The sequence below is a fragment of the Pseudomonas sp. 2995-3 genome (genome assembly GCF_002742565.1).
In the GTDB taxonomy this organism is placed as follows: domain Bacteria; phylum Pseudomonadota; class Gammaproteobacteria; order Pseudomonadales; family Pseudomonadaceae; genus Aquipseudomonas; species Aquipseudomonas edaphica.
In genome coordinates this window covers 1-24,993 of record NZ_LJSB01000157.1, presented here as the reverse complement: position 1 = coordinate 24,993, position 24,993 = coordinate 1, and the positions used below count along the sequence as shown (strand labels likewise).

General features: G+C 61.2%; 20 protein-coding genes. 9 read left to right on the top strand and 11 right to left on the bottom strand.

The genetic code is table 11. The annotated features are described in order from the left end of the window. Positions 1 to 259 precede the first annotated feature (259 nt). The 5 genes from AOA62_RS07705 to AOA62_RS07685 all read left to right on the top strand — a co-directional run bounded on the left by AOA62_RS07705 (position 260) and on the right by AOA62_RS07685 (position 5,370). Entirely contained in the window at positions 260 to 976 is a 717-nt protein-coding gene (locus AOA62_RS07705; RefSeq protein WP_017138291.1) for an ABC transporter permease, read from the top strand. Positions 977 to 996: 20 nt separating this feature from the next. Then, positions 997 to 1,893 carry a glycine betaine ABC transporter substrate-binding protein gene (locus tag AOA62_RS07700; protein WP_017138292.1) on the top strand — a complete coding sequence of 299 codons (897 nt, stop codon included), beginning with the start codon at positions 997 to 999 and terminating at the stop codon, positions 1,891 to 1,893. Between the two features lie 11 nt (positions 1,894 to 1,904). Then, positions 1,905 to 2,558, top strand: a complete 654-nt coding sequence (locus tag AOA62_RS07695; RefSeq protein WP_017138293.1) for an ABC transporter permease — start codon at positions 1,905 to 1,907, stop codon at positions 2,556 to 2,558. Beyond that, positions 2,555 to 3,712, top strand: a complete 1,158-nt coding sequence (locus tag AOA62_RS07690) for a betaine/proline/choline family ABC transporter ATP-binding protein (protein ID WP_053131666.1) — start codon at positions 2,555 to 2,557, stop codon at positions 3,710 to 3,712. The genes AOA62_RS07695 and AOA62_RS07690 overlap by 4 nt, the downstream gene beginning before the upstream one ends. A 494-nt stretch (positions 3,713 to 4,206) precedes the next feature. Next, the gene (locus AOA62_RS07685; RefSeq protein WP_017138295.1) at positions 4,207 to 5,370 is read left to right on the top strand and encodes a type III PLP-dependent enzyme; all 1,164 of its coding nucleotides are present in this window, start codon (positions 4,207 to 4,209) and stop codon (positions 5,368 to 5,370) included. A gap of 59 nt (positions 5,371 to 5,429) precedes the next feature. Here AOA62_RS07685 and AOA62_RS07680 read toward each other — a convergent pair whose 3' ends face one another. The 4 genes from AOA62_RS07680 to AOA62_RS07665 all read right to left on the bottom strand — a co-directional run bounded on the left by AOA62_RS07680 (position 5,430) and on the right by AOA62_RS07665 (position 7,505). Further along, positions 5,430 to 5,705 carry a type II toxin-antitoxin system RelE/ParE family toxin gene (locus AOA62_RS07680; protein ID WP_099548354.1) on the bottom strand — a complete coding sequence of 92 codons (276 nt, stop codon included), beginning with the start codon at positions 5,703 to 5,705 and terminating at the stop codon, positions 5,430 to 5,432. Beyond that, entirely contained in the window at positions 5,705 to 5,971 is a 267-nt protein-coding gene (locus AOA62_RS07675) for a CopG family ribbon-helix-helix protein (protein ID WP_017138296.1), read from the bottom strand. The genes AOA62_RS07680 and AOA62_RS07675 overlap by 1 nt, the downstream gene beginning before the upstream one ends. A 65-nt stretch (positions 5,972 to 6,036) precedes the next feature. Continuing rightward, a complete protein-coding gene (locus AOA62_RS07670; RefSeq protein WP_099548352.1) occupies positions 6,037 to 6,822 on the bottom strand; it encodes a tetratricopeptide repeat protein in 786 nt (261 codons plus the stop codon). A gap of 2 nt (positions 6,823 to 6,824) precedes the next feature. Then, complete coding sequence (locus tag AOA62_RS07665) at positions 6,825 to 7,505, bottom strand: Fe2+-dependent dioxygenase (protein ID WP_099548350.1); 681 nt, start codon at positions 7,503 to 7,505, stop codon at positions 6,825 to 6,827. A 206-nt stretch (positions 7,506 to 7,711) separates the two neighbouring features. On the opposite strand from AOA62_RS07665, the gene AOA62_RS07660 reads away from it, so the two are divergent. Both AOA62_RS07660 and AOA62_RS07655 read left to right on the top strand, forming a co-directional pair. After that, positions 7,712 to 9,997: a TonB-dependent siderophore receptor gene (locus tag AOA62_RS07660; protein ID WP_017138299.1), complete on the top strand. Its 2,286-nt coding sequence runs from the start codon at positions 7,712 to 7,714 to the stop codon at positions 9,995 to 9,997. A 136-nt stretch (positions 9,998 to 10,133) separates the two neighbouring features. After that, positions 10,134 to 12,659 carry a sulfite reductase flavoprotein subunit alpha gene (locus tag AOA62_RS07655; protein ID WP_099548349.1) on the top strand — a complete coding sequence of 842 codons (2,526 nt, stop codon included), beginning with the start codon at positions 10,134 to 10,136 and terminating at the stop codon, positions 12,657 to 12,659. Between the two features lie 131 nt (positions 12,660 to 12,790). Here the strand turns inward: AOA62_RS07655 and AOA62_RS07650 are convergent, their stop codons facing one another. The 4 genes from AOA62_RS07650 to ptsP all read right to left on the bottom strand — a co-directional run bounded on the left by AOA62_RS07650 (position 12,791) and on the right by ptsP (position 20,054). Beyond that, positions 12,791 to 14,332, bottom strand: a complete 1,542-nt coding sequence (locus tag AOA62_RS07650; RefSeq protein WP_099548346.1) for an alkaline phosphatase — start codon at positions 14,330 to 14,332, stop codon at positions 12,791 to 12,793. A gap of 191 nt (positions 14,333 to 14,523) precedes the next feature. Next, positions 14,524 to 16,242 carry a PTS fructose-like transporter subunit IIB gene (locus AOA62_RS07645; protein WP_099548343.1) on the bottom strand — a complete coding sequence of 573 codons (1,719 nt, stop codon included), beginning with the start codon at positions 16,240 to 16,242 and terminating at the stop codon, positions 14,524 to 14,526. An 11-nt stretch (positions 16,243 to 16,253) separates the two neighbouring features. Continuing rightward, on the bottom strand, positions 16,254 to 17,195 hold the full coding sequence (gene pfkB, locus AOA62_RS07640) for a 1-phosphofructokinase (RefSeq protein WP_099548341.1): 942 nt from the start codon (positions 17,193 to 17,195) through the stop codon (positions 16,254 to 16,256). Next, entirely contained in the window at positions 17,196 to 20,054 is a 2,859-nt protein-coding gene (gene ptsP / locus AOA62_RS07635; protein WP_099548339.1) for a phosphoenolpyruvate--protein phosphotransferase, read from the bottom strand. Between the two features lie 294 nt (positions 20,055 to 20,348). On the opposite strand from ptsP, the gene cra reads away from it, so the two are divergent. Both cra and AOA62_RS07625 read left to right on the top strand, forming a co-directional pair. Then, entirely contained in the window at positions 20,349 to 21,344 is a 996-nt protein-coding gene (cra, locus tag AOA62_RS07630; protein WP_017138305.1) for a catabolite repressor/activator, read from the top strand. 2 nt (positions 21,345 to 21,346) lie between these two features. Next, positions 21,347 to 22,123 carry a TatD family hydrolase gene (locus tag AOA62_RS07625; RefSeq protein WP_017138306.1) on the top strand — a complete coding sequence of 259 codons (777 nt, stop codon included), beginning with the start codon at positions 21,347 to 21,349 and terminating at the stop codon, positions 22,121 to 22,123. Here the strand turns inward: AOA62_RS07625 and AOA62_RS07620 are convergent. From AOA62_RS07620 to AOA62_RS32205, 3 genes are all read right to left on the bottom strand, one after another. Then, a complete protein-coding gene (locus AOA62_RS07620) occupies positions 22,070 to 22,498 on the bottom strand; it encodes a hypothetical protein (protein ID WP_017138307.1) in 429 nt (142 codons plus the stop codon). The genes AOA62_RS07625 and AOA62_RS07620 overlap by 54 nt on opposite strands. A 126-nt stretch (positions 22,499 to 22,624) precedes the next feature. Next, entirely contained in the window at positions 22,625 to 24,655 is a 2,031-nt protein-coding gene (locus AOA62_RS07615) for a methyl-accepting chemotaxis protein (RefSeq protein ID WP_099548336.1), read from the bottom strand. Positions 24,656 to 24,781: 126 nt separating this feature from the next. Next, the coding region (locus tag AOA62_RS32205; RefSeq protein WP_218244100.1) for a hypothetical protein at positions 24,782 to 24,993 on the bottom strand (212 nt) is incomplete at its 5' end.

Genomic DNA, 24,993 nt, shown 5'->3' with positions numbered 1-24,993 from the left:
CACCCGATTGGGGGTGGCTAAATGCTGCCAAGTATGGAACCTTTTAAAAGGTAGAGACGTCCACTCCCCTGCTACCGCACTCGGAACAGGGGCTGAAAAATCAGCAAGTTAGCCTGACGAGGCTGCGCTCATGGCTCGATCGCATACCGCGTTGCCGGTATCGGCGAGCTGCTTTTCGCGAACACATTCGAAGGCAGCCAGCAATGGCATTGCCGCCGGAGAATGTGTTCGCCGACAAAAGAAAAAAAGGAGTCCGCCTGTGGCTATTCGCTATGGCAAAGGGCTGATAGGAGGTGCGGTTGTCGTCGCACTCCTGGCCCTGCTGGTCCACTGGATCGGCATCAACACGATCGAACTGTACCGCGACGATTTGTTGTTTTACCTGCAAGCACACCTGATCCTCGTTCTAGTCTCCATGCTGGCCGCCCTCGTTGTGGGCATCCCCGCCGGCATCCTGCTCAGCCGACCGAACATGGTCGGGCGCGCAGAACGCTTCATGCAGATCTTCAACATCGGCAACACCGTCCCTCCCCTGGCCGTACTGGCCATCGCCCTCGGCGTCCTCGGCATCGGCAGTGGCCCGGCCATCTTCGCGTTGTTCCTCGCCTCGTTGCTGCCCATCGTGCGCAACACCTACGAAGGCCTCAAAAACGTTCAAGGCTCACTCAAAGAAGCTGCCACCGGCATCGGCATGACGCCGCGCCAGGTGCTGTTTCGCGTGGAGCTGCCTAACGCCGTGCCGATCATCATCGGCGGCGTGCGCGTGGCCCTGGCGATCAACGTCGGCACCGCACCGCTGGCGTTCCTGATTGGTGCCAACAGCCTGGGCAGCCTGATTTTCCCCGGCATCGCCCTGAACAATCAGCCGCAACTGCTGCTCGGCGCCGCGTGCACCGCGCTGCTGGCATTGCTGCTCGACGGTCTGGTGACCATGGCCAGCCGCCTCTGGCTGGAACGCGGAGTGCGTGCGTCTTAAGGCTTGGCAAAGGAAATCACATGAAAAAACTGACTTTGATATTGAGCTGCGTCCTGCTGTTTGCAGGCATTGCGCAAGCCGCCGAAAAACCGGTGATTCGCATCGGCGCCCGGGTGTTCACCGAACAGACCCTGCTCGCCGAAATCACTTCCCAGTACCTGCGCACCAAGGGCTACGACACCCGTGTGACCGGCGGCCTGGGCAGTAACCTGGCGCGCAGTGCCCAGGAAAGCGGGCAGCTTGATTTAATTTGGGAGTACACCGGCGTGTCGCTGGTGGCTTACAACCATATCGACGAGAAGCTCGACAGCGAACAGTCTTACGCTCGGGTGAAAGAACTCGACGCGAAAAAAGGCCTGGTCTGGCTGTCGCCGTCGAAATTCAGCAACACCTACGCCCTGGCATTGCCGGAGAACGTGGCTAAGGAGTTCCCGCAGGTCAATAGCATCAGCGACCTGACCCAAGCCCTGGCGGAAAAAACCAAGGAAAACCGCCTGGTAGCCCTGGACACCGAGTTCGCCAACCGTTCCGACGGCATGGCCGGCATGGTCAAGCTGTATGACATGAACCTCACGCGTAAAAACACTCGGCAGATGGACGCCGGCCTGGTCTACACCGCGCTGCGTAATGGCCAGGTGTTTGCCGGGTTGGTCTACACCACCGACGGTCGCCTGAACGCCTTCAAATTGAAGCTGCTGGAAGACGACAAGCACTACTTCCCGGACTACACCGCAGCGCCCGTGGTGCGTCAGGTTTATCTCGACGCCCACCCGCAATTGGCCGCCGACCTGAAGCCGCTGGCTGCGCTGTTTGACGACGCCACCATGCGCCAGTTGAACGCACGGGTCGACGTCGACCATGAAAGCCCATCCGCCGTGGCCGCAGATTTTCTGCGCCAACATCCCATCAGCCAATAAGAGGAGAAGACATGGAATTCCTGAACGCCTTTTCCCATCTTGATTGGGCACTTGTCCTGCAACTGACCTGGCAGCACATCACCCTGGTCGGCATTGCGGTAATCCTGGCGATTGTCGTCGGCGTGCCCCTCGGCGTGCTGATGACCCGCTTCCCGACCCTGGCCGGCCCGCTGCAAGCCAGCGCCACGGTGCTGTTGACCGTGCCGTCCATCGCGCTGTTCGGCCTGCTGCTGCCGTTCTACTCCAAGTTCGGCCAGGGCCTGGGGCCGATGCCGGCGATTACCGCGGTGTTCCTCTACTCACTGCTGCCGATCATGCGTAACACCTACCTCGCCCTCACGGGCGTGGAGCCGGGCATTCGCGAAGCCGCCAAAGGCATCGGCATGACCTTCGGCCAGCGCCTGCGCATGGTAGAACTGCCGATTGCCGTGCCGGTGATCCTCGCCGGTGTGCGCACCGCCGTGGTGATGAACATTGGTGTAATGACCATCGCCGCTACCATCGGCGCCGGTGGCCTGGGTGTACTTATTCTGGCTTCCATCAGCCGCAGCGACATGTCGATGCTGATCGTGGGCGCCGTGCTGGTCAGTCTCCTGGCCATCTTCGCCGACCTGCTTCTGCAATGGCTGCAACGCTCGCTGACTCCAAAAGGACTGCTCAAATGATCGAACTTCAAAACCTGACCAAGACTTTTCAAAGCAACGGCAAGACTGTCTCCGCCGTGAACGACGTAAGCCTGACCGTCAACGAAGGCGAAATTTGCGTATTCCTCGGCCCGTCGGGCTGCGGCAAGAGCACCACGCTGAAAATGATCAACCGCTTGATCAAGCCCACCTCGGGCAAGATTCTGATCAACGGCGAGGACACCACCGACCTCGACGAAGTGACCCTGCGTCGCAACATCGGCTATGTCATCCAGCAGATCGGCCTGTTCCCGAACATGACCATCGAGGAAAACATCGTGGTCGTGCCCAAGCTGCTCGGCTGGGACAAGCAGAAATGCCACGACCGCGCCCGCGAATTGATGAGCATGATCAAGCTGGAACCCAAGCAGTACCTGCATCGCTACCCGCGTGAACTGTCGGGTGGCCAGCAACAGCGCATTGGCGTGATCCGCGCGCTGGCCGCCGATGCCCCGCTGCTGCTGATGGACGAACCGTTCGGTGCGGTCGACCCGATCAACCGCGAGATGATCCAGAACGAGTTTTTCGAGATGCAACGGGCGCTGAACAAGACCGTGATCATGGTCAGCCACGACATCGATGAAGCCATCAAGCTGGGCGACAAGATTGCGATCTTCCGCGCCGGCAAGCTGCTGCAGATCGACCATCCGGACACACTGCTGGCGCACCCGGCTGACGAGTTCGTGAGTAACTTTGTCGGTCAGGACAGCACCCTCAAGCGCCTGCTCCTGGTGAAAGCCGAAGATGCCGCGGACAACGCCCCGTCAGTAAGCCCGGAAACCCCGGTGGCCGAAGCGCTGGAGTTGATGGACGAGACGGACCGCCGTTATGTGGTGGTCACCTGCGCCGAGAACAAGGCGCTGGGTTATGTTCGACGTCGCGACCTGCACCGTCAGACCGGTACCTGCGGGCAGTACCTGCGAGAGTTCAACGCCACGGCGGCGTACGACGAGCATTTGCGCATCCTGTTGTCGCGTATGTATGAGTTCAACCGTTCGTGGTTGCCGGTGATGGATGCGGAGCGGGTGTTCCTCGGTGAAGTGACGCAAGAGTCGATTGCCGAGTACCTGAGTTCCGGTAAGTCGCGCGGGGGCAAGACCAGTATCGTGTCGCCTGCCGAGACAGCACTGGCCTGATTAACTTCTGTGGCGAGGGAGCTTGCTCCCGTTGGGCTGCGCAGCAGCCCCAGAACAGACGACTCAATAGTTTCAGGTAAACGGGGTTGACTGATTTTGGGGCCGCTTCGCGCCCCAGCGGGAGCAAGCTCCCTCGCAACAAAGCGCTCCAAATTCCCCTCAAATAACACTCCCGGGGGAACATCAATCCGTCACACCTGTCGGTTACATAAGTAGCTGCACCGGGTCCCGCGACGAACGCGTGCAAAAACGCGACATTTTTAGTTGATCTATGGCCCCTCACGTCCTAAAGTTCGCGCCGAACGTCCATGCTGGAAACGATCCATCCGGCTCAAGTACTGACGACGAGACAGCAAGGCCAAGGGACGCGGTTATCCCATGGCCTTTTTGCTTTCGGCGACATGCCTTGGGAAGTAGGCGAACCAAAGTGGGGATACGGAGGACGTTCAGTTGCACCCATTGATTACTACAGTTTGCCCTTAGGAGTTCCCAGCATGTCGATCAACGTCGAAGATTATTTCGCGCGCGCCACTTTTGACAAAATGAAGGCGTTCGCCGACAAGCAAGAAACCCCGTTCGTGGTGATCGACACCGCGATGATCAGCCAGGCCTACGATGACCTGCGCGCCGGTTTCGAATTCGCCAAAGTCTATTACGCGGTCAAGGCCAACCCGGCCGTCGAGATCATCGACCTGTTGAAAGACAAGGGTTCGAGCTTCGACATCGCCTCGATCTACGAGCTGGATAAAGTGATGGACCGTGGCGTCAGCCCGGACCGTATCAGCTACGGCAACACCATCAAGAAATCCAAGGACATCCGCTACTTCTTTGATAAAGGCGTGCGCCTGTTCTCCACCGACTCCGAAGCCGACCTGCGCAACATCGCCAAGGCCGCGCCGGGTTCCAAAGTGTATGTGCGTATCCTCACCGAAGGCTCGACCACGGCTGACTGGCCTTTGTCGCGCAAATTCGGCTGCCAGACCGACATGGCCATGGACCTGCTGATCCTCGCCCGCGACCTGGGCCTGGTGCCTTACGGCATTTCCTTCCACGTCGGCTCGCAACAGCGCGACATCAGCGTATGGGATGCCGCCATCGCCAAGGTCAAAGTGATCTTCGAACGCCTGAAGGAAGAAGACGGCATCCACCTCAAGCTGATCAACATGGGCGGCGGCTTCCCGGCCAACTACATCACCCGTACCAACAGCCTGGAAACCTATGCCGAAGAAATCATCCGCTTCCTCAAGGAAGATTTCGGCGACGACCTGCCGGAAATCATCCTGGAACCGGGCCGTTCGTTGATCGCCAACGCCGGTATCCTGGTCAGCGAAGTGGTACTGGTTGCACGTAAATCGCGCACCGCCGTCGAGCGCTGGGTGTACACGGATGTGGGCAAATTCTCCGGCCTGATCGAAACCATGGACGAAGCCATCAAGTTCCCGATCTGGACCGAGAAGAAAGGCGAGATGGAAGAAGTGGTCATCGCCGGCCCGACCTGCGACAGCGCCGACATCATGTACGAAAACTACAAGTACGGCCTGCCGCTGAACCTGGCGATTGGTGATCGTTTGTACTGGTTGTCGACCGGTGCCTACACCACCAGCTACAGCGCGGTTGAGTTCAACGGCTTCCCGCCGCTGAAGTCTTACTACGTGTAAGAACGCTGCACACAAAAAACCCATGACATGTCATGGGTTTTTTTATGGGGGGCTACGTTTCAGCGATCTTCGCGCACGGGCCATAAACGCAAAATATAGAGTGTTGATTCTTGAATTTCGTAGCGCATTTCGTAATGACCAACCAACAGTCGTCTTACGTCCCGCGGTTCAAATTCTTCAACGCGTTCACCGATGCGCGGGTTACTTAACAAGCTCAAAGGTGCTTGGGAAAGTGACTGCACCGTACGCGCCGCCGCCATGCGATTTACGACGGCCAGGAAGTCGAAAAGTCGAGCCAGATCCGATAAGGCCTTACTGGTCCACTTCAACTCCATCAGCGAGGTACCGGCAGCGGCGAATCAGTGCTTAAACTATCCGCCCAGGCTTGAACCGCTTGCTGATCAATCACCCGACCGGCATCGACATCGGCCATGGCCTCTCGTGTCAGCCGGCTGCGTGCTTCCTCCATATCGACCCAATCGGCGAGCGCTTGCTTAACGATCCAGCCCCGCGAACGATCCATCCGTGCCGCCATCTGATCGACTTTTTGCGCCAAGGCGGTGGGGACGTGAGCGGTCAGTACTTTAGTGTCGGCGCCCATAAATCCTCTCTTCGCAGCATTGCGAAACATATGATTAAATCTGAATCAGCTTCAATCATAGTGATTTAGATCGGTGCGGCAACTGCTAACCCATGCCGCTCATCGTTTAATTGAGCCACTCGCTGCTCGAAATCTTTAGCCAAAGACCTGATTTCCGGCTGCGCTGCATTTAACAGCGCCTTGTGCGCGGTGCGCAAAAACTTGAGGTTCCCTCCAGCCAGTGCCTGGCGCAGCCAACCCAGCGCCTCCTCGATCTGGCCCCTATCAGCCAACACCGCCGCATAGCTGAACTGCCCACGAAAATCCCCGCCTTCGGCTGAACGGCGATACCACGCTACGGCCGCATCCAGATCCTGAGGGCAATACTGGCCGTCTTCCAGATAACGCCCCAGCAGGTTCATCGACTTGGCATGGCCCTGCTCTGCGGCCAGCCGGTAAAACGCAAACGCTTGCGCCCGGTCTTGCGCAACACCGCGGCCGGTCGCCAGCAAGTTGGCGTAGTTGTACTGCCCCCAATCCAATCCAGCTTCTGCCGCCAGACGATAATTGCGCGCAGCCGCTGCTTCATCGACGGCGCAACCCCAACCATGCTCCAGGCAACGCCCGGTCATATTGCGCGCCATCCAATGCCCGCCATGGGCCGCGATCTGGAACCAGCGCAGTGCCAGCGCTTCATCGCATGCAATGCCGCGCCCTTCCAGCAGGATTTGCCCGAGCAACGCTTGAGCGTCGACCACGCCTTCCTTCGCCGCCATCAAAATCGCCTGCGCAGCGCGCACCGGGGAGTCGTCGAGCATGCTTTGCAGTTGCTCGACATTGAGCACTTCTTCACGGCGCAATAAAAAGCCCATGCTTACACCTCAACCCAGCGGCGCAGCAGGTTGTGGTAGGTGCCGGTAAGCTGGATCAGCGCCGGGTGGTCGGGTACGTCCGTGGTCAGTTGCTGGATAGCGCCGTCCATTTCGAACAGCAACGTTCGCTGGCTGTCTTCGCGCACCAGGCTTTGGGTCCAAAAAAATGAGGCGTAGCGCGTGCCACGGGTCACGGCGTTGACTTTGTGCAGGCTGGAGCCGGGGTACAGCACCATATCGCCCGCCGGCAGTTTTACCCGTTGCAGGCCAAAAGTGTCCTGAATTTCCAGTTCGCCGCCGTCGTATTCCTCCGGGTCGCTGAAGAATAGCGTGGACGACAGATCCGTGCGCACCCGCTCGTGGCTGCCGCGCGCCTGGCGCACGGCATTGTCGATATGAAAATCGAAACTGTCACCGGCCGTGTAGCAGTTGAGCAACGGCGGGAAGACTTTGTGCGGTAGCGCCGCCGACATAAACAGCGGGTTGTTCCACAAACGCTCCAGCATTGCCGCGCCGATTTCCTTGGCCAGCGGATGGCCTTCGGGCAATTGCAGGTTGTGCTTGGCCTTGGCGGATTGGTGCCCGGCGGTGATTTTACCGTCGGCCCACTCAGTGTTTTCCAGGGCTTGGCGAATGCGCAGCACCTCCTCGCGAGAGAACAGGCCGGGAATATGCAGCAACATGGGGCAATACCTGAAAACAGAGAGGCGCTAATGGTATTGATTCTTATCTGCCCTGTAAAACGCGGCGGACGAATGAGTGGGTAAAAACCGTAAGGCAAAAGTGTAAAGAATGTAAATTCAGTGCGAATAGTAATGTATCGCAATTGATAGAAAGTCTTGTTGACCCTATATTCCGCGGCCTCACCTCCTTGGGGAAAGGACTTGTTATGTCGCGCACTACGCTAAAAACACCTGCCAGTTCACCGCGCATGCTGGCTTCGGCCATCGGCGTTGCACTCAGTGCCAGCTCTGCCGCCCAACTGGCGCAAGCGGCCGAAAGCACCGAACCAAAAGGCGAGCGCAACAGCATCTCCCTCGGCGCCACCAGCATCACCGGCCAGGAACAGGACAACACCTCCTACCAGGTCGAAAAAGCCTCGTCGCAAAAATACACCGCGCCGCTGGTGGACACCCCGCGCTCGGTCACCGTGGTGCCGCAGCAAGTGTTGAAAGACACTGCCGCCACGTCGCTGCAGGATGCCCTGCGCACCGTACCGGGCATCACCTTTGGCGCCGGCGAAGGCGGCAACCCCCAGGGCGACCGCCCGTTCATCCGTGGTTTTGACGCCCAGGGCGACACCTACCTGGATGGCGTGCGCGACACCGGCGGCCAGAGCCGCGAGATCTTCGACATCGAGTCGATCGAAGTCAGCAAAGGCCCCAATTCCTCGTTCGGAGGCCGTGGCTCGGCCGGCGGCAGCATCAACCTGGTGAGCAAGACGCCACAGGCGCGTGACTTCACCAACGGCGGTTTCACTTACGGCTCCGACCAGACCCGCCGCTACGTACTCGACGTGAACCGTCAGTTCCTCGACAACGCCGCGTTCCGTTTGAACCTGATGAGCCACGAGCAGAATGTGGCCGGCCGCGACACCATCAACTACGACCGCTGGGGCGTGGCACCGTCGCTGACTTTCGGCCTGGGCACACCGACCCGCGTCAACTTCAGCTACTACCACATGGAAAGCGACGACCTCCCGGACTCGGGCATTCCGTATGGCTACAGCTCGCCGACCGCCACTGCCCACGGGCATGACAAACCCACCGACGGCGGCGACAGCAACAACTTCTACGGTTTGAAAGACCGCGATTTCCGCAAGACCCGCGCCGACATCAGCACGTTCTCCATCGAGCACGACCTGAACGACAACATGACGCTGAAAAACACCCTGCGCCATGGCAGCACCGGCCAGGATTACGTACTCACTCAGCCGGACGACAGCCAGCGCAACGTCAGCCGTTTCGGCACCGTGTGGCGCCGCGCCAACACCCGCGTGTCAACCACCGACACCACCACCAACCAGACTGATCTGTTCGGCAACTTCCAACTGGCGGGCATGAAACACTCGTACTCCACCGGCCTGGAACTCACCGGTGAAGAAACCCGCGTCAGCAGCTACACCGTCAGCCCGAACAGCAACCCGACCTGCACCGTGGCCAAAGGCAGCCTGGGCGGCCAGTGCACCTCGCTGAGCAACCCGACACCGGATGACGCCTGGACCGGCAGCGTGGCACGCAACTACATGGGCACCAACACCAAGGCCACCAGCCGCGCAGCCTATGTGTTCGACACCATCGAGCTGGACCCGAAATGGCTGCTGAACGTCGGCGTGCGTTACGACACCTTTGATACCCAAGCCAACACCAACGCCGTAGCCGGGCGCAGCAAGCTCAAGGACGACAGCCAGTTCTTCAACTGGCAGGCGGGTCTGGTCTGGAAGCCGCTGGAAAACGGCAGCATCTACACCTCCTACGCCACCTCGGCGCAGCCAGTCGGCGGGCTGGTGGGTGAAGGGCAAGAAACCAATGGTTTCGTCACCGGCATCAACACCAGCGACCTGAAACCCGAAGAGACCGTCAACTACGAGCTGGGCACCAAGTGGGACCTGTTCCACAACCGCCTGTCGTTGACTGCAGCAGTGTTCCGTACCGAGAAGAAAAACACGCGAATCCTGGTGGACTCCAACACCTTCGAAAACGGCGGCGAATCCCGTGTCGATGGCCTGGAACTGTCGGCCAGCGGCAAGCTCACTGACCAATGGCAAGTGTTTGCCGGCTACAGCTACCTGAAAAGCGAACTGGTCGACCCAGGCAAGATCGGCAACCGTCAAAACGTAGTATCTGCCGGCTCCAACAAAGGCAACCAAATGCCCAACACGCCGAAGAACACCTTCAGCCTGTGGACCACTTACGACATCACGCCAAAACTGACCATCGGCGGCGGCGCGTTCTACGTCGATCAGGTGTACGGCGACCCGGCCAACACCGTGTACGTGCCGGCTTACACCCGCTACGACGCGATGGCCAGCTACAAGCTGACCAAGAACGTCGACCTGCAATTGAACGTGCAAAACCTGACCGACAAGACCTACTACGACAAAGCCTACGCGGCGCACTTTGCCAACCAGGCCGCCGGGCGTACGGCGCTGTTGACCACCAGTTTCCACTTCTAAACCCGGTCAACGTTCAGCCAAAAGCCCCACGCATCGGATGCGTGGGGCTTTTGCGTGTAAAACAGAATTTTTCTCGTTAACCCACGGCATAATGCGCGCCGTGACAACGACATCCAGATGAGCGAGGCGGTCCGACGTGTTGAAAAAAACCCTGTTCCAATTGCACTGGTTCTTCGGCATCACTGCCGGGCTGGTGCTGGCGTTGATGGGGATGACCGGGGCTGCGGTCTCGTTTCAGGATGAAATCCTGCGGGCGCTCAACCCCACAGTCTTGAAGGTCGAAAAACGCGAAGCCGGTGTGCTGCCGCCTGCCGAACTGGTGCGCAAGCTTGAGGCCACCGAAGGCAAGACCGTATCGATGCTGTGGGTGGAAAGCGACAGCGGCAACGCCGCGCGTGTGTTCTTCACCGCCCCGCCGGGCGAACGGCGTGGCCAGATGCGCTACTTCGACCCCTACACCGGCGACTACATGGGCGACGCCGTCGGCCAGGATGTGCTCGGCTTTATCTTGCAGCTGCACCGCTTCCTCGCCATGGGCGAAACCGGGCGTAACATCACCGGCGCCTGCAGCCTCATCCTGGTGTTCTTCTGCCTCTCGGGCCTGTACCTGCGCTGGCCGCGCCAAGTGGCAAGCTGGCGCGCCTGGCTGACGCTGGACTGGCGCAAGAAAGGCCGCAGCTTCAACTGGGACCTGCACTCGGTGTTCGGCACCTGGTGCCTGTTGTTCTATCTGTTCTCGGCGCTCACCGGCCTGTATTGGTCCTACGACTGGTACAGCCAGGGCCTGAACAAACTGCTGTCCGACGCGCCGCAAAACGAGCGCCTGCGCAAACGCGGCCCGCCGCCCGAAGGCCCGGCGCCGGTGGCCAACTACGACGCCATATGGAGCAGCATCTACGCCAACGCCGGCCCCGGTTTGATCGCCTACAACATTCGCATGCCGGCCGTCGCCGGGCAGCCAGCCATTGTGTATTACCTGCTCAACACATCGCCCCACGACCGCGCGCTAAACCAGATCAACCTGAACCCGTCCTCCGGCGAGGTCAAAACCCACGCCCCGTACGCCAGCAAGACGCTCAAGTCCCAATTGCTCACTAGCATTTATGCGTTGCACACCGGCAGCTACTTCGGTTGGACCGGGCGCATCCTCCTCACCCTCAGTTCGCTGATGATGCCGTTGTTCTTTATCACCGGCTGGCTGCTGTACCTGGACCGTCGCCGCAAAAAGCGCCAGGTGCGCGACGCCCGCAACGGCCTCGGCGCCAACCACAGCGATGCGCCGGCCTGGCTGATCGGCTTTGCCAGCCAGAGCGGTTTTGCCGAGCAGTTGGCCTGGCAAACCGCCGGGCAATTGCAGGCCGCCGGCTTGCCGGTGAAAGTGCAGCCGCTGGGCAGCGTCAGCCAGCACGACCTGAGCCAATCGCAGCATGCGCTGTTCGTGGTCAGCACCTTCGGCGACGGCGAAGCCCCAGACAGCGCCCGGGGGTTTGAGCGCAGCGTGCTCGGCCAGGATCTGTCGCTCAAAGGCTTGAACTACTCGGTGCTGGCCCTCGGTGATCGCCAGTATGAACACTTCTGCGGCTTTGCCCGGCGCCTGCACTTCTGGCTGACCCACCAGGGCGGCACGCCGTTATTCGCGCCGGTGGAAGTCGACAGCGGCGACAGCGAAGCGCTGCTGATGTGGCAACAACAACTGGGCCAAATCACCGGCCAAGCACCGGCAGCGGCCTGGCAGGCGCCTCAGTTTGAAATCTGGACCCTCACCCATCGCACCCTGCTTAACCGCGACAGCGTTGGCTCAGACATCTACCTGCTGGGCCTCACGCCGCCTGCGCCGCAAAGCTGGCTGGCCGGTGACCTGGTGGAAGTGCTGCCGCGCAATTGCCCGTGGGCCATCGAGCATTTCCTCGCAGGCCTGGGCCTGGTCGGCAGCGATGGTGTGTTGATCGACGGCCTGGCGCAAACCCTCAACCAGGCTTTGGCCACCCGCCAACTGCCGGACAACCGCGCGCATCTGGTGGGCCTGCACGCACAAGCGCTGGTCAACGCGCTGGTGCCCTTGGGCATGCGCGAATACTCCATCGCCTCGATCGCCAGCGACGGCGTGCTGGAGCTGATCGTACGCCAGGAGCGCCACCCCGACGGCAGCCTGGGCCTGGGCTCGGGCTGGCTGACCGAATACGCCGCCATCGGCTCCGGCGTCAGCCTGCGTCTGCGCCGCAACAGTGGCTTCCACTTGCCCGAAGCGCCGGTGCCGCTGATCCTGCTGGGCAACGGCACCGGCCTGGCCGGCCTGCGCAGTTTGCTTAAAGCGCGCATCGCCGATGGCCAGCAGCGCAACTGGCTGTTGTTCGGCGAACGCAATATTGCCCACGACTACCTGTGCCAGGACGAGCTGCAAGGCTGGCTGGCCAGCGGTGACCTGGCCCTGCTGGACCTGGCGTTTTCCCGCGACCAGGCAGAGAAAATCTACGTACAGGACCGCCTGCGCGAATCAGCAGACGTATTGCGTAGATGGCTGGCCGAAGGCGCCGCGATTTATGTGTGCGGCAGCTTGCAGGGCATGGCCACGGGTGTGGATCAAGTGCTGCACGAGGTGCTGGGCAGCGAAGCGGTGGAGCGTTTGATTGAGCAGGGCCGCTATCGTCGGGATGTGTACTAAGCCCTCATAAACACCGAGGAGCAACTGTGGGAGCTGGCTTGCCTGCGATGCAGGCACCTCGGTGTATCAGTGACACCAGGGTGATGCCATCGCAGGCAAGCCAGCTCCCACAGTTTTACGTGCATTGCAGGTCAGGCGGGCTGCAGCTTTTGCTCGAACACCGAGACCCCATCCAAGTCCCGCAAGATCACGGTCAACTCCGCCGTCTGCCCGTCAATCTGCACTTCACCAAAAAACTGAAAACCGGCAAACGGCGAAGTGTTCTGCGCAGGCGGAGCCTTCTGGAACACCACCTCCGGCCCAAAGGTCTTGTCCAGTTGATTAGGCCCGAAGCTCCCCGCATTCAGCGGCCCGGCCACAAACTCCCAGAACGGCTCGAAGTCCTGAAACGCCGCGCGGTCCGGGTGGTAATGATGCGCCGCGCAGTAATGCACATCCGCCGTCAGCCACACATGGTTGCGCACCTGCTGCGCGCGCAAAAAGCCTAACAGTTCGGCGATCTCCAACTCACGACCTTGGGCCGGGCCTGGGTCGCCGTTGGCGATGGCTTCCCAACGTGGCACGCCGGGGCTGACTTCGCCGTCAGGCACGCCGAGGCCGATAGGCATGTCGGCGGCCACGACTTTCCACTGCGCCTGGGAGGCCTTGAGTTCGCGCTTGAGCCAGTCCAGTTGCTCACGGCCCATAAAGGGCTTTTCGCCGCCCAGATTGTCATCGTTAGGCCCGCGATAACTGCGCATGTCCAGCACGAACACATCCAGCAACGGCCCGTAGCTGAGCTTGCGATAGATGCGCCCACCGCCATCGGCGCTCTGGCGGCGCATCGGTGAATACTCCAGCCAGGCCTGGCGTGCGCGGCCGACCAAGGTGTTGATGTCCTTGGTCTGGTAACGCTCATCGAGCACCTTGCTCGGCGACCAGTTGTTGATCACCTCGTGGTCGTCCCACTGCCAGATCTGCGGCACTTCGGCATTGAAGCGGCGCACGTTTTCATCCAGCAGGTTGTAGCGATAATTGCCGCGATATTCGTCGAGGGTTTCGGCGACTTTGCTCTTGGCTTCAGTGGTGATGTTGCGCCAGATGCGCCCGTCTTCAACGGTCAGCTGGGCCGGCACTGGGCCGTCGGCGTAGATGGTGTCACCGCTGTGGATAAAAAAGTCCGGCAGGCGCAGGCGCATGGCTTCGTAAATGCGCATGCCGCCTATGTCCGGGTTGATGCCGAAGCCCTGGCCGACAGTGTCGCCGCTCCACACAAAACGGATATCACGACGCTGCTGCGGCACGCTGCGCAAGTGGCCGAACCACGGCTCGCTGGCCACGCCGGTCTGGGCGTCTTCAAAGTGCACACGGTAGAAAATCGCCTGATCGACCGGCAGCCCGGTGAGTTCGACGCGGGCGGTAAAGTCGGTGCGGCTGTCGGCCAGGGGCGAGATAAATTTGCGCGGGTTGCTGAACACACTGCGGGTGTCCCACTCCACCACCATCTTCGCCGGGCGGTCGCTGCGGCTCCAGATCATCGCCCGATCGCCCAGCAAGTCGCCGGACTGCACGCCGTCGGTGAGTTGCGGGCGGTCCTTGACCGAGGCGATCACTGCCGGCGCCAGGCCCGGCAGCAACAAACCGGCGCCAACGGCTTGCATCACGCGGCGACGGCCGAGATCGAAGTGGCTCATGCAGGTGCCCTCTTGAGTATCAAAAGGGCAACTTAAACACGGGAGCATGAAGCGGATGTGACACCGACCGTAAGAACACTGGAGATCAAAGGTGGGAGCTGGCTTGCCTGCGATAGCGGTGAATCAGTCACTGAAAGGGTGACTGACAGAAAGCAATCGCAGGCAAGCCAGCTCCCACATTTTGAACAGTGTCAGGCCTTGGCTGAAGTGATCGACAGCTCCGCCGCCTCGGGACGCTTGATCAGCGCATACACCAACCCGGTCACCAAGCTGCCCGCCACAATCGCCAGCAAGTACAGGAGCGCATGGTTCATTGCATTCGGAATCACCAACACAAACAAACCACCATGGGGTGCGGCGAGTTTGCAGCCGAAATACATCGACAGCGCGCCGGTCAACGCGCCACCGGCGATGCTGGCCGGGATCACCCGCAGCGGGTCTTTGGCGGCAAATGGAATCGCGCCTTCAGAGATAAAGCACAGGCCCAGGATCATTGCGGCCTTGCCCGCCTCGCGCTCGGTCTGGGCGAACTTGCGCCGCGCCAGCAAGGTGGCGATGCCCATGCCGATCGGCGGCACCATCCCAGCGGCCATGGTCGCCGCCATCGGTGCACCGCTGGACGCGGCCAGCAGGCCGACAGAAAACGCATACGCCGCCTTGTTGATCGGCCCGCCCAAATCCACACACATCATGCCGCCCAACAAAATGCCCAGCAGCACCGCATTGGTGGTGCCCATGGTGCTGAGAAAATCCGTCAGCCCCGTGAGCAACCGCGCCACCGGCGGGCCGACCAGATAGATCATCGCAAGGCCCGTGAACAGGCTTGCCAGCAGCGGGATGATCAGGATCGGCTTGAGCGCCTCCAGGCTTTGCGGCAATTGCACCGCGCGGGTGATCAGCTTGACGCAGTAACCGGCAAGGAAACCGGCGAGGATGCCGCCGATAAACCCGGCGCCCAAGGTGCCCGCCAGCAAGCCGCCGATCATGCCCGGCGCCAGGCCCGGACGGTCGGCAATCGAATAAGCGATGTAGCCCGCCAGCAACGGCACCATCAGCATAAAGGCCTGGTCGCCGACGGTTTTGAGGGCGGCAGCCAAGGTGCCTTTTTCTTCAAAAGCATGGATGCCGAACACAAACGACAAGGCGATCAACAGCCCGCCCGCCACCACCATCGGCAACATGAACGACACGCCGGTGAGCAAGTGCTTGTACACGCCGGTTTTTTCTTTTTTGCCGACCGCACCGCTGGCGGCGTTTTCTACCGCGCCTTCGGCCAGCGCCTTGTTGAGCGTGGCCTCGGACTGCTTGAGGGCGATGCCGGTACCGCAGCGGTAAATCTTTTTGCCGGCAAAACGCTCAGTGGCGACTTCGATATCCGCCGCCAGCAACACCACATCGGCATCGGCGATGGCCTGCGCGCTCAACGGCGTGCGTGCGCCCACCGACCCCTGGGTCTCGACCTGCAAGTCATAGCCCAGGCGCTTGGCCGTTTGCTGCAAGGCTTCGGCGGCCATGAAGGTGTGGGCCACGCCGGTCGGGCAGGCCGTGATCGCGACGATACGCGGGGCATTCTTCGCCGACACCGGCGCTTGGCTGGCGACGTATTCCTGGGCCTCTTCGGCACCACGGCGCAGCACCGCGTCGACATCCGCCAGCGCCTGGGCCGGCGTGCTCTGGAATACACGCTTGCCGACAAACCGCTGCATATCCACCGGCGTGCTGCTGACCAGCAACACCCACTCGGCCGCGTCGATAGTCGCTTGGGACAACGCCCGCTCCGGGTGCTGCACATCCACGACTTCGGTGCTGGTGCTCCAGCCCTGGCGCTGCGCGGCGGCGTCCAACAAGCGGGCGCACAGCACACTGGTGACCATGCCGTTCGGGCAGGCGGTAACAATGGCTAACTTCATCACAAACCCTCTTATTGTTCTGTCAGCGCGCGCACATGGACGCCGCTTTCGAGGCGCGCCAACTGCGCGTCATCGCTGATACCAAAACCGATCTGCGTGACCGCCATGGCGGCAATCGCCGTGGCCCGGCGCAAGGTGGTTTCCGGCAGATCAAACCTGAGCAGACCGTGCAGCATTCCGGCCAGCAACGAATCGCCCGCACCCACGGTGCTGGCGACGCTGACCTTGGGCGGCGTGGCATGCAGCGCGGTGCCTGGGCTGAACCAGTTCACGCCCTCGGCGCCGTGGGAGACCACCACATGCTCCACGCCTTGAGCATGCAAACGCTCGGCGGCCTGGGCCTGCTGTGCGATGGAGTCGGTGGCGCAATCGAGGGCTTCGGCGAGTTCTTCGGTGTTGGGTTTGATCAACCACGGGCCGGCCTTGATGCCCGCGCGCAAGGCTTCGCCGCTGGTGTCGAGGACGACTTTCAGGCCGAGGCTTTTCAAATGCACAAGCAAACTCTGAAACCACTGCGCGCTGACGCCGCGCGGCAAACTGCCAGCGACTACTACGGCAGCATGCCCCGGGGCGATCAGGGTCAATTGATTGAGCAAGGCCAATTGTGCCTGCTCACTGACCTGCGGCCCCGGCGCATTGATGTCGGTCACCCGGCCATCCTGTTCAGCGATCTTGATATTGCTGCGGGTTTCGCCCGGTACGCGAATAAACGCATCGGCAAAACCACGCCGTGCGATCAGCGCGTCAAACGCTTGCGGGTTGTCTTCCCCCAGAAAGCCACCGACGGTGACTTCATGCCCCAAGTCCGCCAGCACCTGGGCGACATTCACACCCTTGCCGGCAGCATGGGTCAACAGGGTTTCGCTGCGGTTGACTGCACCGGGTTCCAGGTGTGCCAGGCGTACCGTAAGGTCCAACGCCGGGTTCAGCGTCAGGGTCAGAATCTTCGCCATTTACACGGCCTCCACTAGGGCTCGCACTTGCGCGGGCGAACCCACCGCAAGCGCTTTTTGCGCCAGGCCCTGGGCCTCGCTCAGACTGAATTCACGCACCCGCGCCTTCACTTCGGGAATGCTGCGGGCTGACACACTCAACTCATCCACACCCAGCCCGACCAGCACAGGCACCGCCAGCGGGTCCGCCGCCAGTTCGCCACACACGCCGACCCATTTGCCATGGGCATGGGCGGCGCGCACGGTGATGTCGATCAGTTGCAACACGGCCGGGTGCAGGCCATCGGCCTGGGCCGACAGGGTTGGGTGGCCACGGTCGATGGCCAGGGTGTACTGGGTGAGGTCGTTGGTGCCGACGCTGAAAAAGTCGACTTCCTTGGCGAGTACCGGCGCGAGCAAAGCGGCAGACGGTACTTCGATCATGATGCCCAGTTGCAGGTCGGCCACCGGGATTTCCAGGCGCAGGCGCTCGGTCATATCGCGGGCGGCTCGCCATTCATCGACACTGCCGACCATGGGAAACATGATGCGCAGCGGGCGGTTGTCCGCCGAGCGCAACAGCGCACGCAATTGCGCTTCCATGATCTGCGGGCGCTGCAAGGTCAGGCGAATGCCGCGCACACCGAGGAAGGGGTTTTCTTCTTCGGCAATCGGCCAATACGGCAGCGGTTTGTCGCCGCCCACATCCAGGGTGCGCACCACCAGCGGGCGACCGCCAAGGCCGTCGAGCACACGGCGGTATTCGGCTTCCTGGGTGGCTTCATCCGGTGCTTGCGGGTGAGCCATAAAAATCAGTTCGGTGCGCAACAGCCCAATGCCTTCGGCGCCCTGCTCCACTGCCGCCGCAACGCCTGCGCTTTCACCGATATTGGCGAACACTTCCACGGCATGGCCGTCGCGAGTCAGTGCCGGTTCATGACGCTGGGCCGAGGCCGCTTGCAGGCGCTGTTCGCGGGTGTCGCGCTCGACCGTGGCGCGTTGCAGCGTGGCCGCGTCGGGGTCGACATGCAGGCGGCCGCGCTGGCCGTCGAGCAATAGCTGTGTGCCAGCGGCCAGCAACAACACCGCCGCGCCGGCGCCTACCAAAGCAGGAATGCCCAAGGCACGCGCAACGATGGCACTGTGGGCCGTGGCGCCGCCACGGGCGGTGAGGATGCCGGCAACGCGGGTTGGGTCCAGGCGGGCAACGTCAGAGGGGCCGACTTCGTCCATCACCAGAATGTAAGGCTCGCTTGGCTCCTGGGCGGTTTCCAGGCCGCATAATTGCGCCAGCACCCGGCGGCCAATGTCGCGCAGGTCGGCGGCGCGCTCAGCGAGCAAGGCATCCTGCAGCGACTCCTGCTGTTTGGCCGCGGCTTCGATCACGCTCATCCACGCAGCTTCGGCGCTTTCGCCCTGCTTGAGGCGCGTGTCGACCTCGTCGGTCAGCTCCGGGTCGTCGAGCATTTCCTGGTGGGTGATGAAAATCTCGCGGATCGCCTTGGATTGGCTGCGCTCGATCAAGCCCTGGATATCAGCGCGCACGTCGGTGAGCGCGGCGTGCAGGCGCTGGCGCTCAATGGCCGCAGATTCGCCGCGCAGCGGGTAATCGAAGACCTGCTGGGTCTGGATATGCGCCGGGCCAATGGCAATGCCGGGCGCGGCGGCGATGGCCTGGACCTGGCTGCCGGACACAGGCGCGCTGATCGCCGGTTCAATATCAAGGATGGCAGGTTGGGCACTCACGGTCGGCAGCGGCTCGACTTCCTCACCGAGCCCTTGCTCCACCGCTGCCAGCAGCGCGGGCAATGCATCACCGGCAATCGCAGGTTCAGCGACAAACTCCAGCACCTGGCCGCGACGGGCGCCGAGGCTCAGCAACTTGCTCAGGCTTTTCACCGAGACGGCACCCACCGGGCCATCAACGATGCGCACGCGGATATCGCCGTCAAAACTTTTCGCCAATTGCGCGAGGATCTTCGCCGGCCGCGCATGCAAACCATGGGCATTGGCCAGGGTGATGCGCGCATTCGGCCAGTCCGGCGGCAGTTCACCGCCCAATACTTCAAGCACCGCCCGGCTGCTGGTAGCGCGGCCCAATTCCTGGCCGCGACCTTCAATCAACAAGGCGCACAGGCGTTCGAGCAAGGTTTGATGCGCCTCACCCAGGCTGGCCAGGCAGAACAGGCCGTTCAGGGGCTGGCCGAGGTAACGCATCGGTTTGTCCGGCGTCACGAACGCAAGGCCTGGGCGCTTCACCGTCTGCTCGCTGTGCAGCCACCACAGGCCATCGCCCAACGGCAGCGCGTCGACTTGCTGCAACACGGCGGCGAAACCATTACTGACACAATCGGCCTGACGCAACAGGCGTGCGCCACGCCAGACCAGCTCTTCAAAATCGTCGGCCGATACGCCCAGGCTGATCATCTGCGCGTCCAGCGCCAGTTCCTGTGGTGCGCCTTGCAGCAGTTTCAGCAAGGCTTCGGCGGAGCCGGCACGGCGCAGCGCCTGGCCCAGGTCGGTTTCTCCGAGGGCGCGGGTGAGCAGTTGCAGCAGGCGCAGGTGTTCATCGGATTTGGCCGCGATGCCGATCGCCAGGTAGACGATCTGGCCGTCGCCCCAATCCACCCCTTCGGGAAATTGCAGCAGGCGTACGCCCGTGGAAAACACTTGGTCACGGGTTTCCGGCGTACCGTGGGGGATGGCAATACCTTGGCCGAGAAAAGTCGAGCCTTGGGCTTCACGGGCTTGCAAGCCGCTCAGATAACCCTCGGCGACCAGGCCATCGGCCACCAGTTTGTCCGCGAGCAGGTGCAAGGCAGCAGATTTATCCACAGCCACCTGGCCCATGGAAATCTGCTCTACAGTGAGCTCAAGCATGCCGTTCTCCTAGTTAGTGCACTGTGGGCACTAGGTATTGTTTTGAATAAATCAGCGCAGGCGCGTTCATAAATAACTGACTGAGTGGTCAATTGGCAGTAGTCACTCAGTGGCGAACATCGTAAAAATACGCTTGCTGAAACGTTTAATCTAGAATTTATGGCAGATTATGCGCTAATTATGCAAGCTTGAAGGACCACTCGGCACTTGAGCTCAGACAATAGTCGTGTGCAGGAATCGGTTACGATTGGACAAAATGTCGGGGCAAGCTCTAAAAAACAAGGAAATCCCGGTTTGAAACTCAGTGATATCGCACGTCTGGCCGGTGTGTCCGTTACCACCGCCAGCTATGTCATCAACGGCAAGGCCGAACAGCAACGCATCAGCAGCGCCACCGTCGAGCGTGTGCGTGCTGTGGTCGAAGCCCATGGCTTTACGCCCAACCCTCAGGCCGCCGGGCTGCGCAGTCGGCACACGCGCACCTTGGGCTTTATCTTGCCCGACCTGGAAAACCCCAGCTACGCACGCATCGCCAAGCTGTTGGAACAAGGCGCGCGGGCGCGCGGCTACCAACTGCTGATCGCCAGCTCCGATGATGAAGCCGACAGCGAACGCCAACTGCTGCAACTGTTCCGCGCGCGGCGCTGCGATGCACTGTTCGTGGCCAGTTGTTTGCCGGCCAGCGATGACAGCTACCGTGAGCTGCAAGCCAAGGGCCTGCCGGTGATCGCCATCGACCGGGTGATGGAACCCGGGCAGTTCTGCTCGGTGGTCAGCGACGACCGCCAGGCCTGCCAGCAACTCACCAGCAGCCTGTTGCAGCCGCTGCCCAAGCAGATCGCGCTGATCGGCGCACACCCCGAACTGAGCATCAGCCAGGAACGCGCTGCCGGTTTCCGTGAAGCCTTGAGAGACTTCAAGGGCGACGTGCTGATCGAGCAGGGTGAAGCCTTCAGCCGTGACTGTGGCCGCCAACTGATGGAAGAACTCCTGCAACGCCTGGGGCATTTGCCTGACGCGCTGGTGACGACTTCCTACGTGCTGCTGCAAGGTGTGTTCGACGCGTTGCATGACTTCCCGCTCAAGTCCCGGCCGTTGCGCCTGGGCACGTTCGGCGACACCCAACTGCTCGACTTCCTGCCCTTGCCGGTCAACGCCATGGCCCAGCAACATCAACTGATCGCCGACACCGCCCTGCGCCTGGCCCTGGCGGCCATCGAAGAAGAACAGTATGAGCCCGGCGTGCATGCCATCGGCCGGACCTTCAAGCAGCGCATTCACGAGGCTTGAGCGTGGAGCTGATCGACACCCACACCCACCTGGACTTCCCGGATTTCGACACGGATCGCCGGGCAGTCCTCGCCCACAGCCGCCAACTCGGCGTGCAGCGCATGGTGGTGCTGGGTGTGTATCAGCAGAACTGGCAACGGCTGTGGGATCTGGTGCAGGACGATGAAAGTTTATTTGCCGCCTTCGGCCTGCACCCGGTGTATCTGGAGGATCATCGCCCCGCCGACCTGATCGAGTTGGGTGATTGGCTGACCCGTCTACAGGGCCATCGGCAACTGTGCGCCGTCGGTGAGATCGGGCTGGATTACTTCCTCGAACAGTTGGACCGCGAACGTCAGCAAAGCCTGTTTGAAGCGCAGCTGAAACTGGCTGTGGATTTCCAGCTTCCAGCCCTGCTGCACGTGCGCCGCAGCCACGCGGCAGTGATCGCCACCCTCAAACGCATCCGCCTGCCGCGCGGCGGCATCATTCATGCGTTTGCCGGCAGCGTTGAGGAGGCCCGCGAATACATCAAACTCGGCTTTAAACTGGGCCTGGGCGGCGCGGCCACTTGGCCCCAGGCGCTGCGTATGCACAAGGTGCTGACCCAGCTGCCGCTTGAGGCGCTGGTGCTGGAAACCGATTCGCCGGACATGGCGCCGGCCATGTACCCCGGCCAGCGCAACAGCCCGCAACATCTGCCGGCTATCTGCGACGCCTTGGCCGAACGCATGGGCATCAGCCCTTCAGTGCTGGCCGAAACGAGCACACGCAACGCGTGCGAGCTGTTCAACTGGTAGCACGTTGACCACCTGCAAATCCAAGGTCAGTCGCTGCCGGTGGCGCACGTAACGCAGTGTCAGAAAGTGCATAAGTACCACTATCAATGAAACGTTGAGCTGCCCGACCATACTGATCAGGCCGAGCCACTCGGCCACCATCGCCACGATCAGCACCGCGCTGGTCAGTACCATCATGCTGGGGTGCACCATGGCCCAGTGGTCCAAGGATTTGAACTGGCGCAGTTGCCTGGGGCAGTTCAACTCCAGGACCCGCTGACAATACGGGCAATCAAACGGCTCACGGATGGCAATGGCGTTCAATTGCCAGGGCTTGAGTTCGAAGGTGATGTCGCAATGGGCGCAGTGCCCTTTGATGCCGATAACCGCCGTCATCGCGTTGCCTCCCGAGTACCCGGATTGGGTGAAACAAATTCTCACCCAATCACATGATCAAAACAGGCACACCGAAAAATAAGGACAGGCACCACAAACCATCAAGCCTATTCCTACGCGCAGGTCTTACACACGAAACGCCCCGATCAAGTGCTTCAGTTCAATGACCTGCAACGACAGCTGCCGGCTGGCGGCCTCGGTCTGCTGCGCGCCCTGGGCCGCATGTTCGCCGGCTCGATTGATTTCGACGATGTTTTGGTCGATATCCTGCGCGACTGCGGTTTGCTGCTCGACGGCGGCGGCGATCTGCTGGTTCTGATCGACGATCATGCCCACGGCGCCAAGGATATTTTCCAGGGCCTGCTGGACCTTTTCCGACTGAGCCACGGTGCCATCGGCCATGGTATGGCTGGTGCCCATGGCCTTCACCGCTGCGCCTACACCGCTGTGCAAACGGCTGATCATCTGTTCGATTTCTTCGGTGGAATGCTGCGTGCGCCGGGCCAGGGTGCGCACCTCATCGGCCACCACCGCAAAACCGCGCCCCTGCTCACCGGCGCGCGCCGCCTCGATCGCCGCATTGAGCGCCAGCAGGTTGGTTTGCTCGGCGATGCTTTTGATCACTTCCAGCACGCTGCTGATGGACTGGCTGTCGGCGGCCAGTTGATTGATCACCCGCACCGATTCATCAATCTCCGACGCCAGGCGCGCAATGCTGCCCTGCTGGGATTGCACCAGGCCACGGCCGGTGACGGTTTCGTCGTTGACGCTATGGGCGCTGTTGACCGCCGCCGCCGCGCTGCGTGCCACTTCCTGAGCCGTGGAAGACATCTGGTTCATCGCCGTCGCCACCTGTTCAATCTGGCTGCGCTGGCCGGACACCGCCTGATTGCTTTGCGAAGACACGGCCTGCACCTGGCCGGCTTGCAGCTCGACCTGGCTAACGGTGTGCCCCACGCGTTCGATCAAGTCGTGAATCTTGGCCACGGTGCCGTTGAACACTTGGCCCAGGTCGCCCAGTTCATCGCGACTGTGGGCCACAAACGTGACGGTCATGTCGCCGGCCGCCACTTTGTCCATCATCGCGCCCAATCGGCGCAAGGTAGTGCGCGTGGAGGCATAGAAGCCTGCATACAAATAGAAGATCAGCAAGAACACCGCCACCAGGGCGCACACCAGCACCACCATGTGCGTGCGGTTTTGCGCCAAGCGCTGCTGCAGTTGCTGCTCAAGGAACGTCAGGGTGGCGTCATTAAGCTGGTAGGTCTGGGCCATCAGTCGGCTGACATCGTCGTAGAACCCCTGCCACGGCGTGTCGAGGGTTTGCGCCATGACGACCTGCTCTTCAAACAACTCGCTGCCTTGTTTGAGGCTGGCACTGCTGGCCTGGGCCAAGCTGTCGAGCGCCGTGTGCGCGGCGGTACTGGCGCCCAGGGCATCCTGCAGCTTCAAGGCGTATTCAGCCTGGAGTTTTTCCAACTGTTGCAACAGTTCGTCAAAGCGCGTGCTGGAGGATGAATTGAGAAAGCCCTGGCCGAGGGAGTACGCGCCCATGGCCCGCCCCTCGCCGAGGGTTTGGGTGACTTGCGCGGTGACGCTGGTGAGCAGCTCACTGAGCTGGCGCAAATCACTCTGAGGGTCGCGGCTCAAGCCGGACTGGCTGGCGATGATCTGGCTCAACATCTGCGCCTTGTTGAGTAATTTGCCGATCAGCGCGCTTTTGCTCAGCAGCGAGGTTTCCTGCTGCTGGGCCTTGAAGGCGGCGATCAACTCGTCGCGTTTGCCCTCGAAGGCGCTGGCTTGCTCAGGGTCGACGGTCATGGCGTTGAGGCTTTGCAGGCGGCTCAGTACGTTCTGCTCAAGGGCACTGATCTTGCCTTCGAGGTCGCCGGCCTTACCTGATTGCCCCAGCACCGCGTTGATCTGCACCTGATTGTTCAGGGTCTCCAGATCGCGCCGCAGGGCCAGGCTGCTGCCGAGCAAATCGAGGCTTTGCAGTTCAATGCGGGTGCCCTGGAATTGCGACCAGGAGTCACGCACCAGAAAATAGTTGGTCGCCAGCATCGGCAGCAGGAACAGCACGCTGATCAGGCTGAACTTCATGCCAAAACTCAGGCGGTTCATCAGGGCGACAGCGGGATAGAGCAAGCGCTTCACGGGTGAGCTCCCTTTCTTATTTTTATTGAGGCGCAGGGCGGCGGCAGATAGCCACTATTTGGCGCTCTGACTGTATAGCTCAATTTGAAAGGGAGTTTTGTAACGTAAGGTTAATGGCTTGGAAATTCACCACAGACCCAATGTGGGGATGCAGGCACCTTGGTGTATCAGGCATACCGAGTTGATGCCATCGCAGGCAAGCCAGCTCCCACAGTTGACCGAGTATGACTCTGCTGTTGCTGTTGCTGTTGCTGTTGCTCTGGCCCTTACATCCTTTTCGATGACGAAGTCAGCGGTCTTTTGATCTACGCTTTTGATCTTGATCTTGATCTGAAATC

Coding starts and splice junctions, on each gene's coding strand:
- AOA62_RS07695 (WP_017138293.1), top strand. CDS start 1,905: ATGGAATTCCTGAACGCCTTTTCCCATCTTGATTGGGCACTTGTCCTG.
- AOA62_RS07680 (WP_099548354.1), bottom strand. CDS start 5,705: ATGGAGTTGAAGTGGACCAGTAAGGCCTTATCGGATCTGGCTCGACTT.
- AOA62_RS07675 (WP_017138296.1), bottom strand. CDS start 5,971: ATGGGCGCCGACACTAAAGTACTGACCGCTCACGTCCCCACCGCCTTG.
- AOA62_RS07620 (WP_017138307.1), bottom strand. CDS start 22,498: ATGACGGCGGTTATCGGCATCAAAGGGCACTGCGCCCATTGCGACATC.
- AOA62_RS07650 (WP_099548346.1), bottom strand. CDS start 14,332: ATGAGCCACTTCGATCTCGGCCGTCGCCGCGTGATGCAAGCCGTTGGC.
- AOA62_RS07645 (WP_099548343.1), bottom strand. CDS start 16,242: ATGAAGTTAGCCATTGTTACCGCCTGCCCGAACGGCATGGTCACCAGT.
- pfkB (WP_099548341.1), bottom strand. CDS start 17,195: ATGGCGAAGATTCTGACCCTGACGCTGAACCCGGCGTTGGACCTTACG.
- AOA62_RS07700 (WP_017138292.1), top strand. CDS start 997: ATGAAAAAACTGACTTTGATATTGAGCTGCGTCCTGCTGTTTGCAGGC.
- ptsP (WP_099548339.1), bottom strand. CDS start 20,054: ATGCTTGAGCTCACTGTAGAGCAGATTTCCATGGGCCAGGTGGCTGTG.
- AOA62_RS07690 (WP_053131666.1), top strand. CDS start 2,555: ATGATCGAACTTCAAAACCTGACCAAGACTTTTCAAAGCAACGGCAAG.
- AOA62_RS07685 (WP_017138295.1), top strand. CDS start 4,207: ATGTCGATCAACGTCGAAGATTATTTCGCGCGCGCCACTTTTGACAAA.
- AOA62_RS07660 (WP_017138299.1), top strand. CDS start 7,712: ATGTCGCGCACTACGCTAAAAACACCTGCCAGTTCACCGCGCATGCTG.
- AOA62_RS07665 (WP_099548350.1), bottom strand. CDS start 7,505: ATGTTGCTGCATATTCCCGGCCTGTTCTCTCGCGAGGAGGTGCTGCGC.
- AOA62_RS07670 (WP_099548352.1), bottom strand. CDS start 6,822: ATGGGCTTTTTATTGCGCCGTGAAGAAGTGCTCAATGTCGAGCAACTG.